15 protein-coding genes are annotated in these 15508 nt (G+C 72.6%); all 15 read right to left on the bottom strand.

Features of this window, described 5'->3' with window-relative positions:
- Positions 1–804, bottom strand: coding sequence for an enoyl-CoA hydratase/isomerase family protein (locus Mam01_RS14835; RefSeq protein WP_204285916.1), 804 nt, complete (start codon positions 802–804; stop codon positions 1–3).
- On the bottom strand, positions 801–1580 hold the full coding sequence (locus tag Mam01_RS14830; RefSeq protein WP_204285915.1) for an enoyl-CoA hydratase/isomerase family protein: 780 nt from the start codon (positions 1578–1580) through the stop codon (positions 801–803). Before Mam01_RS14830 ends, Mam01_RS14835 begins: the two co-directional genes overlap by 4 nt.
- The gene (locus tag Mam01_RS14825) at positions 1577–2743 is read right to left on the bottom strand and encodes an acetyl-CoA acetyltransferase (RefSeq protein ID WP_204285914.1); all 1167 of its coding nucleotides are present in this window, start codon (positions 2741–2743) and stop codon (positions 1577–1579) included. The genes Mam01_RS14830 and Mam01_RS14825 overlap by 4 nt, the downstream gene beginning before the upstream one ends.
- On the bottom strand, positions 2730–3122 hold the full coding sequence (locus Mam01_RS14820; RefSeq protein WP_204285913.1) for a Zn-ribbon domain-containing OB-fold protein: 393 nt from the start codon (positions 3120–3122) through the stop codon (positions 2730–2732). The genes Mam01_RS14825 and Mam01_RS14820 overlap by 14 nt, the downstream gene beginning before the upstream one ends.
- Complete coding sequence (locus Mam01_RS14815; RefSeq protein ID WP_204285912.1) at positions 3119–3580, bottom strand: MaoC/PaaZ C-terminal domain-containing protein; 462 nt, start codon at positions 3578–3580, stop codon at positions 3119–3121. Before Mam01_RS14815 ends, Mam01_RS14820 begins: the two co-directional genes overlap by 4 nt.
- Positions 3577–4023: an FAS1-like dehydratase domain-containing protein gene (locus tag Mam01_RS14810; protein WP_150936342.1), complete on the bottom strand. Its 447-nt coding sequence runs from the start codon at positions 4021–4023 to the stop codon at positions 3577–3579. The genes Mam01_RS14815 and Mam01_RS14810 overlap by 4 nt, the downstream gene beginning before the upstream one ends.
- Positions 4016–6124, bottom strand: coding sequence for an acetate--CoA ligase family protein (locus tag Mam01_RS14805; protein WP_204285911.1), 2109 nt, complete (start codon positions 6122–6124; stop codon positions 4016–4018). Before Mam01_RS14805 ends, Mam01_RS14810 begins: the two co-directional genes overlap by 8 nt.
- Positions 6121–7272, bottom strand: coding sequence for a CaiB/BaiF CoA transferase family protein (locus Mam01_RS14800; protein WP_239101326.1), 1152 nt, complete (start codon positions 7270–7272; stop codon positions 6121–6123). Before Mam01_RS14800 ends, Mam01_RS14805 begins: the two co-directional genes overlap by 4 nt.
- Positions 7273–7274: 2 nt before the next feature.
- Positions 7275–8021, bottom strand: coding sequence for an SDR family NAD(P)-dependent oxidoreductase (locus Mam01_RS14795; protein WP_204285909.1), 747 nt, complete (start codon positions 8019–8021; stop codon positions 7275–7277).
- Positions 8022–8026: 5 nt separating this feature from the next.
- Complete coding sequence (locus Mam01_RS14790; RefSeq protein ID WP_204285908.1) at positions 8027–8788, bottom strand: ABC transporter ATP-binding protein; 762 nt, start codon at positions 8786–8788, stop codon at positions 8027–8029.
- On the bottom strand, positions 8788–10662 hold the full coding sequence (locus Mam01_RS14785; protein WP_204285907.1) for a branched-chain amino acid ABC transporter ATP-binding protein/permease: 1875 nt from the start codon (positions 10660–10662) through the stop codon (positions 8788–8790). Before Mam01_RS14785 ends, Mam01_RS14790 begins: the two co-directional genes overlap by 1 nt.
- A 2-nt stretch (positions 10663–10664) precedes the next feature.
- Entirely contained in the window at positions 10665–11531 is an 867-nt protein-coding gene (locus Mam01_RS14780; RefSeq protein WP_204285906.1) for a branched-chain amino acid ABC transporter permease, read from the bottom strand.
- Between the two features lie 7 nt (positions 11532–11538).
- Positions 11539–12780: an ABC transporter substrate-binding protein gene (locus Mam01_RS14775; RefSeq protein ID WP_204285905.1), complete on the bottom strand. Its 1242-nt coding sequence runs from the start codon at positions 12778–12780 to the stop codon at positions 11539–11541.
- A 166-nt stretch (positions 12781–12946) separates the two neighbouring features.
- Entirely contained in the window at positions 12947–14074 is a 1128-nt protein-coding gene (locus Mam01_RS14770; RefSeq protein ID WP_204285904.1) for an acyl-CoA dehydrogenase family protein, read from the bottom strand.
- Positions 14075–14076: 2 nt separating this feature from the next.
- Complete coding sequence (locus Mam01_RS37335) at positions 14077–15093, bottom strand: acyl-CoA dehydrogenase family protein (RefSeq protein ID WP_204285903.1); 1017 nt, start codon at positions 15091–15093, stop codon at positions 14077–14079.
- Positions 15094–15508: the final 415 nt, after the last annotated feature.

Genomic DNA, 15508 nt, shown 5'->3' with positions numbered 1-15508 from the left:
TCACCGTCCCCGGAAGACGGGGGCGCGCTTCTCGACGAACGCCGCGGCCGCCTCCTTGTGGTCGTCGCTGACGAACGTGCCGCCCTCCAGGGCCAGCCCGAAGTCGAGCACCAGGTTCATCCGCTCCCGCACGATCTTGTTGACCGTGGCCTTGGTGCCCTGCACCGCGAGCGGGGCGGCGGCGGCCAGCCTGCGGGCGACGGCCGTCGCCTCGGCGACCAGGTCCCCGGCCGGTACGGCGCGCAGGGCGAGGCCCAGCCGGGCCGCCTCGGCGCCGTCGAGCCGGTCGCCGGTCATGAGGTAGTACCTGGCCGCGCCGAGCGGCATCGCCAGCGGCCACGCGACCGCCCCTCCGTCACCGGCGACCAAGCCGACCGCGACATGGGTGTCGGCGAACTGCGCGTCCACAGCGGCGACCACGACGTCGCAGAACAGCGCGATCGTCGCGCCCAGCCCCATCGCGTACCCGTGCACGGCGGCCACGACCGGCTGCGGCACCGACAGAATGGTCTCCAGGATGCGGCGGCCGTGCAGGAGCTGGTAGACCTGCTGGCCGGCGCTCGGCCCCTCCTCGTCCTCGGCGCGCACGGCCATGTCCTTGACGTCGCCGCCCACGCAGAACGCCCGTCCCTCGCCGCGCAGCAGCACGGCCCGTACGTCCGGGTTCTCGGCGACGTCCCGCAGCGCCTCGGACAGCTCCCGCTCCAGCCCGCCGCCGATCGCGTTCAGCCGCTCGGGACGGTTCAACGCGATGACGGCGAGCCCGTCGTCCACTGTCGTCAGCAGTGTCTTGTATTCACTCATCTGTCCTCCTCGTCAGCGGAAAGACGGCGTGCCACCTCGGCGCGGGCCCGCTGCCGCGCGGGATCGGCCACGGCGAGGGCCTGCAGCCGCGCCTCCTCGTTCAGGAGGTCGGCGAGCCCGTGGGTCAGGCCGTGGTCGAGCAGCCGTTTGGTGAGCCCGAGCGCGGCGCCGGGCATGGCGGCCATCCGGTGTGCCAGCTCGACGGCGTCGCCGAGCAGTTCGCCGGCCGGGACGACCCGCGACACGAGCCCCCAGCGGAGCGCCTCCTCCGCGAGCACCGGCCTGCCGGTGGCCAGCCACTCGTACGCCCGGGCGTAGCCGAGCAGGCGCGGCAGGAAGTACGCGCCGCCCGCGTCGGGCACCAGCCCGACCGCGGCGAAGGCCGGGACGAACTTGGCCGTGTCGGCGGCGATCCGCACGTCCGCGGCGGCGGCCAGGGACAGCCCCGCCCCGGCGGCGGCGCCGTTCACCGCGGCGATCACCGGCTTTTCCAGCGCGGCCATCGCGAGCACGTGCGGGTGATAGGTGTGCCGCAGTCCGGAGCTGCCCGGGCGGGCCGTCCGGGACGGGTCGGGTGGGGTGCGCAGGTCGGCCCCCGCGCAGAAGCCCCGCCCGCTGCCGGTGACGACGACGGCCCGGACGCCCGGGTCGGCCGCCTCGTGCCAGGCGTCCGCGAGCGCGTACAGGGTGTCCGCGTCGAGCGCGTTGAGCACGTGCGGGCGGTTCAGCGTGACGACGAGCACGGGCCCGTCGTGGTGCGTGATGACCGGGCTCACAGGCTGTCCCGCCCCCCGAGGACCGCGGTCACCTGGCTGGAGAGCTGCCCGCCGTTGCCGTGCGCGACCGCGATCGTCACGCCGGGCTGCTGCCGCATCCCCGCCTCCCCACGGATCTGCCGGGTCGCCTCGATGAGCGGGAAGATGCCGTACATCCCGGGGTGGCAGTAGGACAGGCCGCCGCCGTTGGTGTTGACCGGCAGGTCGCCGCCGGGGGCGATCCGCCCGCCGGAGACGAAGTCGCCGCCCTCTCCCTTCGCGCAGAAGCCCAGGTCTTCCAGGAACAGGATCGTGTTGATGGTGAAGGCGTCGTAGAGCTGCACCATGTCCACGTCCTCCGGCCCCACACCCGCCATCGCGTACGCGCGGGCCGAGGACTCGGTCGCGGCGGTGACGGTCAGGTCGGGCATCTGGGAGATCGCGCGGTGCCAGTGCGCCTCCCCCGCGCCCAGCAGGTAGACCGGCGGGCGGGGCAGGTCCGCGGCCCGTGCGGCACTCGTCACCACGACCGCGCCGCCCCCGTCGGTGACCAGGCAGCAGTCGAGCGACGTCAGCGGGCTCGACACCATCCTGGCGGCCAGCACGTCCTCGACGGTCAGCGGGTCGCGGGCGAACGCCTTGGGGTTGAGCCGCGCCCACCGCCGGGCCGCCACGGCGACCTCGGCGAGCTGTGTTCGCGTGGTGCCGAACTGGTGCATGTGCCGTGCGGCGGCGAGCGCGTACCCGGTGATCGGCATGCGCGGCCGGTAGGCGGCCTCGTAGGAGGGCAGCTCCGGCGGGCCCGTCGCGAGCCTGCCGCGCCCGCTGTCGGAGCGGGCGGTGCTGCCGTAGACGATCAGGGCGACGTCGCACGCCCCGGACGTGATGGCGAGGGCGGCGTGGTGCAGGTGGGAGACGAACGAGCTGCCGCCGACCATCGTGCCGTCGGTGTACCTGGGCCGGATCCCGAGATACTCGGCCACGTCGAGCGGCGCCATCCCGCGCCCGGCGATGGCGCAGAACAGCCCGTCCACGTCGCGGGTGGTCAGGCCCGCCTCGGCGAGCGCGGCGCCCGCGGCCTGCGCGGCCAGTTCGATGGCGTACCTGTCGGGGCCGACCTCGCCGAGATCGGACTCGGCGACCCCCACGATCGCGGTGGCGCCCCGGAGATCACGCGGGCTCATGACGCCCCTCGCCTTCCTCGGCGGTGAACACGATGCGCGGTCCGGACGGCCCGTCCCGTTCGACCCGGGCGCGGACCCGCATCCCGATCCGCACGTCCCGCGCGGGGATGTCCACCACCGTGCTCATCATCCGGAACCTCTCGTCGAGATCGACCAGTACGACGGAGTAGGGGTCGGCGTCGCGCGGTGACAGGACGCTGGCCGAGTAGACCGTGCCGAGCCCGGCGCTCTCACTCCAGCGCAGGTCGGCGCCGCCGCACGACGGGCAGATGACCCGGGGTGGGAACACGGCGGACAGGCATCCGTCGCACGTCTGGCAGGGCACCGTCCCGGCGGCGACCCGGTCGGTGTACTCGCGGTGCGGCGCGGGCCCGGTCATGCCCGGCTCCCCGCCGCCCGGGCGAGCGCCCGGGCGGGGTAGACGGCGGTCGCGCCGCCGCGCAGCACCAGCCTGGGCTCGCGCCCTTCGGCCTCGCTGTGCACCGTGAGCCCCACCTCGACCTCGGTGCCGCCGTCCGGGCCCGTCCCGGTGCGCAGCACCTCGCCGCCGAGCACCAGCGTGTCGCCCGGCCACACCTGGCCGACGTACCGGACGGTGAACCGGCGCATGTTGCGCCGGCCCAGCCAGGAGGCGGCGTACCCGCCGAGGATCCCGGCGGTGAGCAGCCCGTGCCCGAAGACCGACGGATATCCGGCGGAGCGGGCGAAGATCTCGTCGTGGTGGATGGGGTTGAAGTCCCCGCCCGCCCCGGCGTACCTGACGAAGTCGGTGCGGGTGAGCGGCCCGACCCGGCGTTCCGGGGCCACCGTCGCGGGCACGGTATCCGGCTCTGTCACTGTTCCCCCAGTTCGATCACCGTGCTGCGCAGCCGCAGCACGGTCTCCTCGTGTTGGTTGACGAAGTCGTGCTCGGTGACGATCAGCGTCATCGGGCCGCGGCTCCCGGTCTTCTCCTGCACGTCGGCGATGCGCGACCGCACGGTGAGCACGTCACCGGCGACGATCTCGCTCAGGTACTCCCACTCCGCGCCGCCGGCGAGCACCCGGCGCAGGTCGAGCCGGAGCACGTCCGCGTCCCGCACCGCCCAGTGCGAGGTGACGGCGGAGAAGGTCGGCGGCGCGGGCAGGTGCCGGTATCCGGCGTCCCTGGCCGCTCCGGCGTCGCGGTAGACGGGGTCCTCGTCCTTGACGGCCAGGGCGAACTCGCGCACCTTGCCGTGTTCGACCGGGAACGTGTACGGCGTGTAGGCATGCCCGACGAGGTGGCGGCGGTCACTCATGGTTCACCACGATCAGCGCGTCGGCGGCGAGCACGCCACCGTCGGCGACGCGCAGCGGGTTGACGTCGACCTCGGCGACCTCGTCCAGCTCCAGCGCGAGCTCTCCGAGACCGGTCATGACCCGGGCGACGGCCCGCTGCTCCTCCTCGGACAGACCGCGCCGCCCGGTGACCAGGCGCCCGCCGAGCAGACCGCCCAGCGCCGCGAGCGCGGTGTCCACGTCGAACGGAGGACGCAGCAGCACGGCCTCGCTCAGCACCTCGATCAGGACTCCGCCGAGCCCGATCGCGACCATGGGCCCGAAGACCGGGTCCCGCTGCACTCCGCAGGTCAGTTCGATCCGGGCGGGGGCCATCTGCTGGACGAGCACGCCCTCGACGACCGCGCCGGGCTCCCGGCGCGCGACCTCGGCGAGCATCTCCCGGTATCCGGCGCGCACGGCCTCCGCGCCGCGCAGGCCGAGCCGGATCGCTCCCGCGTCGGACTTGTGCGGCAACCGGTAGGACATCGCCTTGATCGCCACCGGGCCGCCGATGCGCTCGGCCGCCTCGACCGCCGCCTCCACGTCGGTCACCAGTTCCTCGCGGGTCACCGGGACGCCGTACAGCGCCAGGACGCGCTTGCCGGTCGACTCGAGCAGCGTCGTCTCCCGGCCCGCCTCGGCGATCAGCTCACGCGCCCGTCGTACGCGGGCGGCGTCGGCGGTGAACCGGGCCGGGCCGGGGGGCGACGGGCGCCGGGCCGACTGCGCGGCCAGGGCCGCGAGCGCGACCATCGCCCGGCGGGGGTCGGTGAAGGTCGGCACCCCGGCCCGCTGGAACTGCTCCGACCACGCGGTGGACAGGATCGCGACCGGCTTGGCGGTGGTCCGGTACGTCTCGACGATCGCGTCGTTGGCGGGGCCCGGCCCGGCCCAGGTGACCGCGGCCAGCATGTCCGCGGACGGGCTGGCGGCGACCGCGTTGAGCACCTTGCTGTAGGCGCCGGGCATCGCGGTGGTCTGCGCGGTCGTGTCCACCGGGTTGACGGTGGAGCCGTAGAACGGCACGGGCATGTCCGCGGCCAGCGCGGCCTGCTCCTCGGCGGGGAGTTCCGGCACGGAGAGCCCGGCCTGCCCCGCCTCGTCGGCGAGCAGCACTCCCGCCCCGCCGGAGGACGTCATCACGATCACTCGGTTGCCCCGCGCCCGGCGGCCGTCCTGGAAGATCGTGCCCAGGTCGAGCAGCTCTTCCATGGTGGAGGCGACGAACACGCCGTACTGACGGCAGACGGCGTCGAGGACCCGGGCCGATCCCACGATCGAGGCGGTGTGGCTCATCGCGGCCCGCGCGGCCTCCTCGGAGCGGCCCGCCTTGAGCAGCACGAGCGGCTTGTCCAGTTCGGCGGCGCGGCGGGCGGTGCCGACGAAGATCTCCGGGTCGCGCAGCGTCTCGACGAACGACAGCAGCACCCCGACCTCGGGCCGCTCCACGAGGTGACGCAGCACCGTGGCGACGTTCACGTCGGCCTCGTTGCCGGTGGACACGAACCACCCCAGCCGCAGCCCGGCGAGCACGGCCTTGTTGGTGATGTACGAGCCGAAGCCGCCGCTCTGCGACACGAGCGCCACCGGACCGGCCTCGGGCATCGGCTGGTCGGGGGTGATCATGAAGTTGGCCATGACCCCGCCGTGGGAGTTCATGAAGCCGATGCAGTTCGGCCCGATGACGCGGATGCCGGTCTCCCGGGACAGCGCGGTGAGCCGGTCCTGCAGGGCGCGTCCCTCGGGCCCGGCCTCGGCGAAGCCGGAGGTGATGACCGCCGCGCCGCCGACGCCGCGGGCCGCGCACTCGGCGACCACGTCGACCACGGCGGGGGCGGGCACCGCGATCACCGCCAGGTCGACGGGCTCGGGCAGGTCGCCGACGCGGCGGAACGCGGTGCGGCCCTGGACCACCTCGTCCTTCGGGTGGATCGGGTGCACCTCGCCGGGGAAGGCGCGGAGCAGGTTGCCGAAGACGGTGCCGCCGATGCGGGTGGGGCTGTTCGACGCGCCGACCATGGCGATCGAGCGGGGCGAGAGCAGCCGGTCGAGCGCCGGTCTCTCTGGTGTCGTGGTCATGGCTCGACTGCCTCCTCCGGGCACGGTGCCGTGTCGTCCAGCTCCCGAAGGAGCGAAGCGGTGTGTTCGCCCAGGCGGGGGGCCGGGCCGGGGTCGTGTTCCGCGTATGCGCTCAGCCGCAGCGGCTGGCGCACGTACCGCCGCGGCGAATGGCCGCGCAGGGTGCGGATCACCTCGCGGGCGCGTACGTGCGGGTCGGCCGGAACCTCCGAGAGCCGGTGAACCGGGCCCGCGGGCACCCCGATCCGGTCGAACTCCTCCTGCCACTCCGCGTACGGGCGGGTGGCCAGGGCGTCGGACAGCAGGCCGGCGAGGAAGTCTCCGCGCGCCAGCCGTTCGGCCTGTCCCAGCCCGGCGAACGCCGTCAGGCCGGTCGCCCGGCAGAGCAGGGCCCAGAAGTGGTCCTCGAAGCCGATGCCCAGCGCGATGAGCCGCCCGTCGGCGCAGCGGTACAACCCGTAGCCGGGCTCCCGGCCGGGCGCCGCGGCGGCGTCGCCGCCCGGCCCGTTGAGCACCGGGTCGAGCCGCAGGGACATCACCGACAGCAGCGCCTCGTGGGTGGAGAGGTCGACGTGGGTGCCCCGGCCGGTGACGGCCCGGCCGAGCAGGCCGGCCAGCGCCCCGAGGGCGGCGTAGAGAGCGCCGACGATCGCCCCGGCCTCCAGCTCCGGCGGCGGATGGACCGCGCCGGGCCGGTCGGGCAGCCCGCCGAGCAGGCCCGCCGCCGCCTGGTACATGAGGTCGTGCCCGGCCCGGTCGCGGTACGGCCCGTCCTGGCCGAAGCCGGACAGCGACACGTGGACCAGACCGGGGTTGGCCGCGCTCAGCCGCGGATATCCGAGGCCGAACCGCTCCATGGCGCCGGGCCGGAACGCCTCGACGAGCACGTCGGCCGTGCCCGCGAGCCGGCGGGCCGTCTCCTGGTCCGCGGGATTCTTGAGGTCCAGGACGATCGAACGCTTGCCCCGGTTCAACGCTTCGAACATGCCGCCCTGGGCGCGGGCGGTGTCTCCGGTGCCCGGCCGCTCGACCGTGATCACGTCCGCGCCCAGGTCGGCGAGCAGCGTCGTCGCGTACGGCCCCTGGTAGATCGCCGCGAACGTGACCACCCGTGTTCCGGCGAGCGGGCCCGGCAGGCTGGTCGTCACCGTCAACGCACCATCATCCCGCCGCCGTCCACCGAGATCACCTGGCCGGTGACGTAGCTGGCCTCGCCGGAGGCCAGGTAGACGAACGTCGGCGCGATCTCCTCGGGCTCGGCGTGACGGCGCAACGGCATCCGCTTGACGGCGTCGGCGAAACGCGGATCGGTCCGCACCTTGAGCGTCATCTCGGTCGCCGCGGCGGGGGCCACCGCGTTGACCAGGATGTTGTAGCGGCCCAGCTCACGCGCGGCCGTGCGGACCATGGCGAGCCCCCCCGACTTCGCCGCGGCGTAGTTGATCTGGCCGATCGAGCCGTTCTGCGCCGTGGAGGAGGAGGTGAAGATGATCCACCCGCGCTCGCGCTCGATCATGTCGTTGACCACGGCCTGCAACCAGTAGAACGCGCCGTGCAGGTGGACCCCGAGGACCGTCTCCCACTGCTCGTCGGTCATCTTGTGCAGCATCGCGGGGCGGATCACCCCCGCGTTGTTCACCAGGATGTCGATCGGCCCGTACGCCGCCCTGACCGTGTCGGCGGCCTCGTTCACCGCCGCCCGGCTCGACACGTCGCACAGCACCGCGATCGCGTCGCCGCCGGCCTCACGGATGCCGGCGGCCACCTTCTCCGCGGCCTCCGCCTGCACGTCCACCACCGCGACCCGTGCGCCCTCCCGGGCGTACAACTCGGCGACGGCGCGGCCGATGCCCTGCGCGGCGCCGGTGACGACGGCGACCTTGTCCTTCAAACGCATGCGTCCTATTCCTTTCCGTGGTTGCCGGTCGTCAGCTCTTCGCCGGACCGGCCCAGGTACACCTCGCGGATCACGGCGCCGTCGTCGAAGGCGGACTTGGGGCCGGCGGTGATGATGCGCCCGTTCTCCATGACCGCGACGTCGTCGGCGATCTCCAGCGCGTGCTCGATCCGCTGCTCGACGAGGAGGATCGACAGCCCCTCCTGGTCGCGAAGCGCGGCCACCATCGAGAGGACCTCGTTGACGATGGCGGGCGCGAGACCGGCGGACGGCTCGTCGAGCATCAGCAGCTTCGGCCCGGCCATCAGCGCCTGACCGATGGCGAGCATCTGCTGCTGCCCGCCGGACAGGCTCCCGGCCGGCATGCGCCGCCGCTGCAGCAGGATCGGGAAGCGTTCGTACGCCTTCTCCAGCGCCTCGCGGCGGGCGCCGCCGCGCAGCCCGAGCCCACCGAGCGTGTATCCGCCGAGGAGCAGGTTCTCCTCGACGGTGCGGGCGTGGAAGACCCGCTTGTTCTCCTGCACGAGGCCGAGACCGGCGCGCACCCGGCGGTGCGCGGGCGCGCCGCCGATGTCCTGCCCGTCCAGTTCGATCCTGCCCTGGCTGACGGTGGGCAGCAGTCCCGCGACGGCGGACAGCAGCGAGGTCTTCCCCGCCCCGTTGCGGCCGAGCACCACCGTGATACGCCCGGGGCGCACGGTCACGTCCACGTCCCGCAGCACCCGCAGGTCGCCGTATCCACCGGTGACTCCGGCGACGGTCAGCATCACTTGGCTCCCTTCGGTACTGCCGGACCCTCGGACGCCTCCAGGTCGGTCACCGACTCGGCCGCGCCGTCGTCTCCGCCGTCGGCCGCCCCGGTGTACTCGGCGAGGACCCTGCGGTCGGCCTGGATCTGCGCCGGGGTGCCGGAGGCGAGCAGCCTGCCCTGGCTGAGCACGTGGATCCGGTCGGCCAGCTTGAGCACCAGTGGGAAGTTGTGCTCGACGAGGATCACCGTGCCGCCGGCTTCGCGGATCATGCCGATCGCCTGTTCGAGCACGGCGATGTCGCTCGCGTCCAGGCCGGAGCCGACCTCGTCGAAGCAGAAGACCCGGGCGCCGGAGGCGAGCGAGCGGGCCACCTCGACCAGCCGCCGCGTGCCGAGGGCGAGCGCGTCGACCTGCCTGCCGGCGACGTCGCCGATGCCGACGAGCCGCAGCAGCGCCATCGCCTGCTCGTCGTCGGCCGCGTATCCCCTGCGGAACTTCGGCAGCCGCAGGATCGCCGGCAGGATGCCGACCTTGTGGGTGACGTACCTGCCCGTCGCGACGAACGCGAGCGTCGTCATGTTCTTGGGGATCAGCGGAGTCTGGAAGGTGCGCGCCACCCCGTGCCGTGCGATCCGGTACGGCGGCTGCCCGCCGATCTGCTCGTCGCCGAGGAACAACCGGCCGCCGGACGGCTGGTACAGCCCGCAGATCAGGTTGAGCAGGGTGGTCTTGCCCGACCCGTTGGGGCCGATGAGCGCGGTGACCTCGCCGGGCCGCGCCTCGATGGAGACGTCGTCGAGTGCCCGGTTGCCGCCGAAGGACTTGGACAGTCCCTCGGTGCGCAACAGCACGCCACGCAGCGGTTCGAGCCGCGCCGCGGGTTCGTCGTCCACGGGAGCGGCGGCGGCCGAGGCCGGTGGGAGCGTGGGCAGCCATCCCCTGCGACGCGCGGCGGCCAGGCCGTCCTGGGCGAGACCGGCGAGGCCGCGGTTGAAGGCGATCCCGGCGATCAGCAGGAAGGCGCCGTAGATGACCAGTTGCCAGGTCTGGAACTGGGTGAAGGTCTGCTGCCCGAGCTGCATCACCACCGCGCCGGCGATCGCGCCGTACACGGAGGTCGCGCCGCCGACGACCGAGGCGGCGAGCACGCTGAGCGCCAGCGCGAACGTGAAGGTGTCGGGGGCGATGAACCCGTCGAGCATCGAGAAGAGCGCCCCGGCCAGCGCCGCCGGGATCGCGCCGACGACGTAGACGAGCAGCCTCAGCCGGTACACCGAGACGCCGAGCACCGAGGCGAGGATCGGGCTCTGCCGCAGGACGAGGAACATGTTGCCGTGCCGGGACAGCAGCAGGTTGCGGGCGACCGCGAACCAGCCGACCACGACCAGGATGATCAGCCAGTACAGCCGGTCGCCGACGATCTCCATGCCGAACAGGGTCGGTACGGCCGTGCCCATGCCGAGCGTGCCCCCGGTGAAGTCGGCGAAGATGTCGACCAGGTTCGGCACGAGGGTGACCAGGAAGAAGGTCACCATGGCCAGGGACCAGCCGCCCAGGCGGAGCCCGGGTATGCCGGTGATCAGGCCGACCACGACCGCGGCGAGGGTGGCCGCGGCCAGCGCGACCAGCACGTTCGTCACGCCGAACGCGACGCCCAGGTAGCCGGCGACGTAGGCGCCCACGGCGTACAGCGCGACCTGTCCCATGGCCAGCTCCCCGGCGTAGCCGAGGACGACGTTGAGGCCGCTGACCAGCAGGCTCAGGATCGCGATCAGCATGATGGTGCGCGACCAGTAACCGTTGACCAGGCCCGCGCCGGGCGCGATCAGGAGCAGGACCAGGAGGAGGAGCGCGCCCAGCGGGCGGAACCGGTGGATGAGTGCGTTCATGACTACACCCGCCGTTCGAGCGCGGTGCCGAAGAGCCCGCGCGGTCGCAGGAACAGGATCAGGAGGAACACCCCGAAGACCACGAGTTGCGGGTACGCCGCGCCGATGTACCTGGCGGCGAACGCGTAGACGAGTCCGGTGGCGAAGCCCCCGATGAGGCCCCCGAGCTGGCTGCCCGAGCCGCCGATCGCGATGGCCACGAAACCGAACAGCGCCAGGGAGTGCCCGAGGTCGAACACCGCGTACGTGCGCGCGCCGACCAGCAGCCCGAACGCTCCGGCGATCGCCCCGGCGACGGCGAAGGCGCCGACTCCGAGGAGCCGCACGTTGATGCCGCGCGCCGAGGCGGCGTCCCTGTCCTCCGCGGAGGCGAGGGACGCGAGGCCGGTCAGCGTGTGCCGGGACCACAGGTGCAGTCCGACGCCGACGACCAGGGTGAGCCCGATCAGCGCCAGGTCCACCGGCCGCAGGGTGCCGCCGAGCAGGGTGAGCGGCTCGTCCGGGAGGACCGAGGGCACGGTCAGCGGCTGCCTGCCCCAGATCGCCGCGGCCAGGCCGTCCAGGATGGTGGCGGCGCCGACCGTGGTGATGAGCGTGCCGTGGCGGTCGGCGCGGCCGAGCAGCGGGCGGATCGCGACGCGCTCCTCCACGAGGGCGATGACCGCCACTCCGACGGCGGCGAGCAGCACGGTCGGCACCACGGGAAGCCCGAAGGTGACCGCGCCCGCGTAGGCGAGGAAGGTGCCGACCATCAGGAGCTGCGCGTGCGCGAAGTTGAACGTCCCGGAGGCGAGGAGCACCACGTTGTACCCGATGGCGACCAGCGAGTAGATCGCGCCGGTCGCCAGTCCGGCCCAGACCGTCGTCATCGCGGCCTCACGACTCGCTGGGCGCGTAGAAGCCGTCACCGTTGTAGACGCCGGGCGGGACGTACTGGAAGGTGTCCGCGCCCGCGGTCGGGAAGTGGTCCTTCGCCGAGTAGGCGTACTGCACGTACTGCCCCGCGGGCCCCGCGGCGTACCAGAGGGGGGCGCCGGTGGGCTGCGGGAGCTGCTCCAGCTCGGCCTTGACCTTGTCGGAGCCGGAGGACTTGGCCTGCTGCGCCGCGTAGACGATGAGGGCGAGCGCGTCGTGCCCGGTGGAGTAGAGGCCCCAGCCGGTGTTCGAGATCCCGTCGGCCGCCGGGCTCTTCTTGATCTTGTCGATGAAGCCGGCCAGCCCGGGATGGTGCTCGCTGCTCGACAGGGTGGCGGTGGAGACGACCACCTTGACGTTCTTGAGCTGGTTCGCGTCCAGGTTCTTCAGGTACGGGAAGCCGGAGGCGAGCTGGTCGCAGTAGGAGGGGACGTCCCAGCCGATCTGGGCGCGGCTGCGCATCACGTAGAGCGCGGCGGCGCCGTACCCGTTGAGGATCAGCGCGTCCGGGTCCTGCGCGCGGAGCTGGTTGAGCTGCGAGGTCATGTCGAGTGCGGTCGCCTCGTAGCGGGCCTCGGCGAACTCCATGCCGGCGCCCTCGACGGCCGCCTTGTAGATCTCCGCCGAGCTCTGGCCGGTGGCGTCGTTGGAGTACAGCATGGCGATCTTCTTGTAGCCCTTGGCCTTCGCCTCCGAGATGAGCGCGGGGGCGTAGTCCTTGCCGGGCGAGGAGATCCCGAAGTGGTACGGATACTTGGCCGGGTCGTTGAGCAGGGTGCTCACGGTGCCGCCGACGGAAAGGATCTTCTGCCTGGTGAGGATGGGCAGCAGCGACAGGGAGACCGCGCTCGAACTGCCGGGGTAGACGAGGTCCGGCTTGGTCCCGGAGGAGAGCCGCTGCTGGAGCAGGCTGACCGCCTTGGTGGGGTCGTTCTGGTCGTTGGCCGTCTCGACAACGATCTTGCGACCCTCGACGCCTCCGGCGGCGTTGAACTCCTCGGCGGCGATCTTGATACCGGCGTCGATGCTGGCGTTGTTGGTGGAGACCGCCCCGGAGTAGTCCCCGGAGAAGTAGACGATGAAGGGTTTGTCCGCGGCGTCGCCGGAAGCGCCGTCACTCCCGGACGCGCCGCACGCGGCCAGGGAGAGCGCGAGCAGCGCGGTGACCGGGAGCGCGGAAAGACGGATGGTTCGTGATCTCATGGGGGGGCCTCCTCAGCCGAGCGATGCGACTGAATGGTGTTCAGGAGGTGAGGACACGCGCGTCCGCTGGACCGGCACGCGGGTCGGGGTGATGGGGACAGAGTGATCGGCGATCTGCGTGTCGGCCGACCACCTGGGGATCACGCGTGGGTGGGTGCTTCTGCGGTCAGCGCGGCATGTCGAGCATGCGCGCGATGATGTTCTTCTGGATCTGCGCCGACCCGCCGTAGACGCTGACCGGGCGGGACGTGAAGTAGGAACTGAGCCAGTCGGCGGCGACCCCGGTCATCTCGTCGGCGCCGAGGAGGTCCATGGCGAGGTGCTGGAGTGACTGTTCCGCGTCGGCCCACAGCAGCTTGGCGACCGAGCCCTCGGGGCCCGGCGGCCGGCCGGAGACGCGCAGCGAGAGCTGCTCCATGCAGTTGAGGCGCAGCACCTCGCCGCGTACGTACGCCCGGGCCAGCGCCTTCCGGGTCTCGGGCCGGTCGAGCAACCCCCGCTCGGCCGCGATCGCCTCGACCTTGCGGAGGGTGCGCCGGTAGTTCGCGATGAAGCCGATGTCGGCGGGACCACGCTCGTAGGTGACCGTGGTCATCGCGATCCGCCATCCCTCGCCGGGCGCGCCGAGCCGCTGGTCCACCGGGATCCGCACGTCGTCCCAGAAGACCTCGCTGGTCTCCGCCTCACCGCTGGCGATCACGATGGGCCGGCAGGTGACCCCCGGCTCGGTCATCGACACCAGGAACGCCGAGATGCCCTTGTGCTTGGGGGCGTCCGGGTCGGTCCTGGCCAGCAGCAGACACCAGTCCGCGTACTGGCCGCCGCTCGTCCACATCTTCTGCCCGTTGACCACGTAGTGGTCTCCGTCGAGCCGCGCGGTCGTGCGGAGCGAGGCGAGGTCGGATCCCGCCTCCGGCTCGCTGAAGCCCTGGCACCAGCTCGCCTCGCCGGACAGCAGCGGCGGCAGGAAGCGCCGTTTCTGCTCCTCCGTGGCGTACGTGAAAACGGCCCGCCCGATGTAGCCGACCGAGGGCAGCGGCGGGGCGTTCAGGTTGCCGCACTCCTCGTTGAGTATGGCGTCGTAGACCGGGCTCAGCCCGCGCCCGCCGTACTCCTCCGGCCAGCTCATCCCGACGTATCCGGCCCGGTAGAGGGTGCGGTGCCACTCCTTGCGGAGCCGTACGGCCGCCTCCTCGTCGTCGATCTTGTCCCAGCCGGCCGGAATGGCGGCGGCGAGCCACTCACGCAGGGACGCGCGGAACTCCGCCTCCTCGGGGGTGTCGCGGTAGTCCATGGCTACTCTCCCGTCAGTCGGACGTCGGCGATGCGCAGCAGCTGGACGCCCTCGTCGCCGAGGACCTGCCGGTCGGTCAGCGCCCGCCGGGTGTGCACGTGGGCGATGTGCTCGTAGGTCTGGCCGATGCCGCCGAACACCTGCATGACGGTCTCGGTCACCTCGCGGGCCACGGACGCGCACTGCGCCTTCGCGGTGCGGGCGGCCAGCAGCGCCTCGGCCGGCTCCAGCTCGTCGACCGCCCAGGCCGCGTAGTTCACCGCGCTCGCCGACGCCTCCGCCTGCACGTACGCCTCGGCGCACATGTGCTGCACCGCCTGGAAGGAACCGATGAGCACGCCGTACTGCACGCGCTCCTTGCTGTAGGCCACCGCCCGGGCGACCGCGGCGCGCATGACGCCGACCGTGTCGGCGGCGATCGCGGTGAGCGCGAGCGCCTCCCAGCGCGACAGGTCCTCCGCGGACAGAGGGCTGCCCACCGGGGTCGGCGAGGCCTCGCCGACCGGGCCGTCGGAGCGGAGCAGCGCCCGGGTGAGGTCGGCTCCCGGCACCGGGACGAACCCGGTCTCCAGCGAGACCCGCACCACCTGGTAGCCGCCGCGCACGCCGGTCAGCGCCAGCGCGCCGTCCGCTCCGTCCACGTCCCAGCCGTACACGGCCTGGTCGCCGGGAAGCACGGCCAGGGCGGACAGGTCGCCGTCGAGCAGGACGCCGGTGCGCGACCCGCCCTCGGCCAGGGCCTCGGCCTCGTCGTGCGCGCCGGCCAGGGCGAGCAGCTCCGTGGCCAGCACGGCCGAGCCGAGATAGGGCACCGGGACCAGGCCCGCGCCCAGCGCCTCGGCCACCACCGCGACCTCGACACCGGAACCGGCCGGGCTCCCGCCGTCCCGCGTCCGCAGCGCCAGCAGGCCCGACTGGGCCAGGGACCGCCAGGCCGCGGCCCGGTCCAGGGTACGGAGGTCTCCGGGATTCGCCGGGCCTGCGGAGCCGGCGATCTGCGCGGCCACCTCTTTGAGCATCTGTTGCTCGTCACTGAGTAGAGCGAGCACTACTGCACCTCCCAAGCCCCTGCGCGACCAGGAGCGGAACATGACTGAATGTCATTCAGTAGGATGTCTAGCACGTGGCCGAGAAGGGCGTCAACGGACACATGGCTGTTACATTTCCGCAACCCGGCAGCATGTGACCTGCGCTGGTTGACCACCGCTCAACAGCGTGTTTAGCTCTTTCCACGAGTGATCGGGAGCATTAGGGGTGGTCCGATACACGACTACCTGTCACTCTTGACGCCAATGAATGACGTTCAGATAGATGGCGTCACCGGCCAGGACGCCAGGGTGAGGAGGGCGTGTGCTCTGGGTAGCGATAGCGATAGCCGGCCTCGTCGCAACCGCCGCCGCGGTCGTGTTGGCGGGCCGGCGGGTGCTGTTCCTC

It is taken from the genome of Microbispora amethystogenes, assembly GCF_016863015.1.
GTDB lineage: Bacteria > Actinomycetota > Actinomycetes > Streptosporangiales > Streptosporangiaceae > Microbispora > Microbispora amethystogenes.
Note: the sequence above shows the minus strand (reverse complement) of the source record. Positions and strands in the feature narration are given on the sequence as shown.

What these genes read in the sequence shown, in the direction of transcription:
- Mam01_RS14780 (WP_204285906.1), bottom strand. Translation starts at nt 11,531, where the DNA reads ATGACGACGGTCTGGGCCGGACTGGCGACCGGCGCGATCTACTCGCTG.
- Mam01_RS37335 (WP_204285903.1), bottom strand. Translation starts at nt 15,093, where the DNA reads ATGCTCAAAGAGGTGGCCGCGCAGATCGCCGGCTCCGCAGGCCCGGCG.
- Mam01_RS14795 (WP_204285909.1), bottom strand. Translation starts at nt 8,021, where the DNA reads ATGCGTTTGAAGGACAAGGTCGCCGTCGTCACCGGCGCCGCGCAGGGC.
- Mam01_RS14835 (WP_204285916.1), bottom strand. Translation starts at nt 804, where the DNA reads ATGAGTGAATACAAGACACTGCTGACGACAGTGGACGACGGGCTCGCC.
- Mam01_RS14785 (WP_204285907.1), bottom strand. Translation starts at nt 10,662, where the DNA reads ATGAACGCACTCATCCACCGGTTCCGCCCGCTGGGCGCGCTCCTCCTC.
- Mam01_RS14770 (WP_204285904.1), bottom strand. Translation starts at nt 14,074, where the DNA reads ATGGACTACCGCGACACCCCCGAGGAGGCGGAGTTCCGCGCGTCCCTG.
- Mam01_RS14790 (WP_204285908.1), bottom strand. Translation starts at nt 8,788, where the DNA reads ATGCTGACCGTCGCCGGAGTCACCGGTGGATACGGCGACCTGCGGGTG.
- Mam01_RS14805 (WP_204285911.1), bottom strand. Translation starts at nt 6,124, where the DNA reads ATGACCACGACACCAGAGAGACCGGCGCTCGACCGGCTGCTCTCGCCC.
- Mam01_RS14825 (WP_204285914.1), bottom strand. Translation starts at nt 2,743, where the DNA reads ATGAGCCCGCGTGATCTCCGGGGCGCCACCGCGATCGTGGGGGTCGCC.
- Mam01_RS14810 (WP_150936342.1), bottom strand. Translation starts at nt 4,023, where the DNA reads ATGAGTGACCGCCGCCACCTCGTCGGGCATGCCTACACGCCGTACACG.
- Mam01_RS14820 (WP_204285913.1), bottom strand. Translation starts at nt 3,122, where the DNA reads ATGACCGGGCCCGCGCCGCACCGCGAGTACACCGACCGGGTCGCCGCC.
- Mam01_RS14775 (WP_204285905.1), bottom strand. Translation starts at nt 12,780, where the DNA reads ATGAGATCACGAACCATCCGTCTTTCCGCGCTCCCGGTCACCGCGCTG.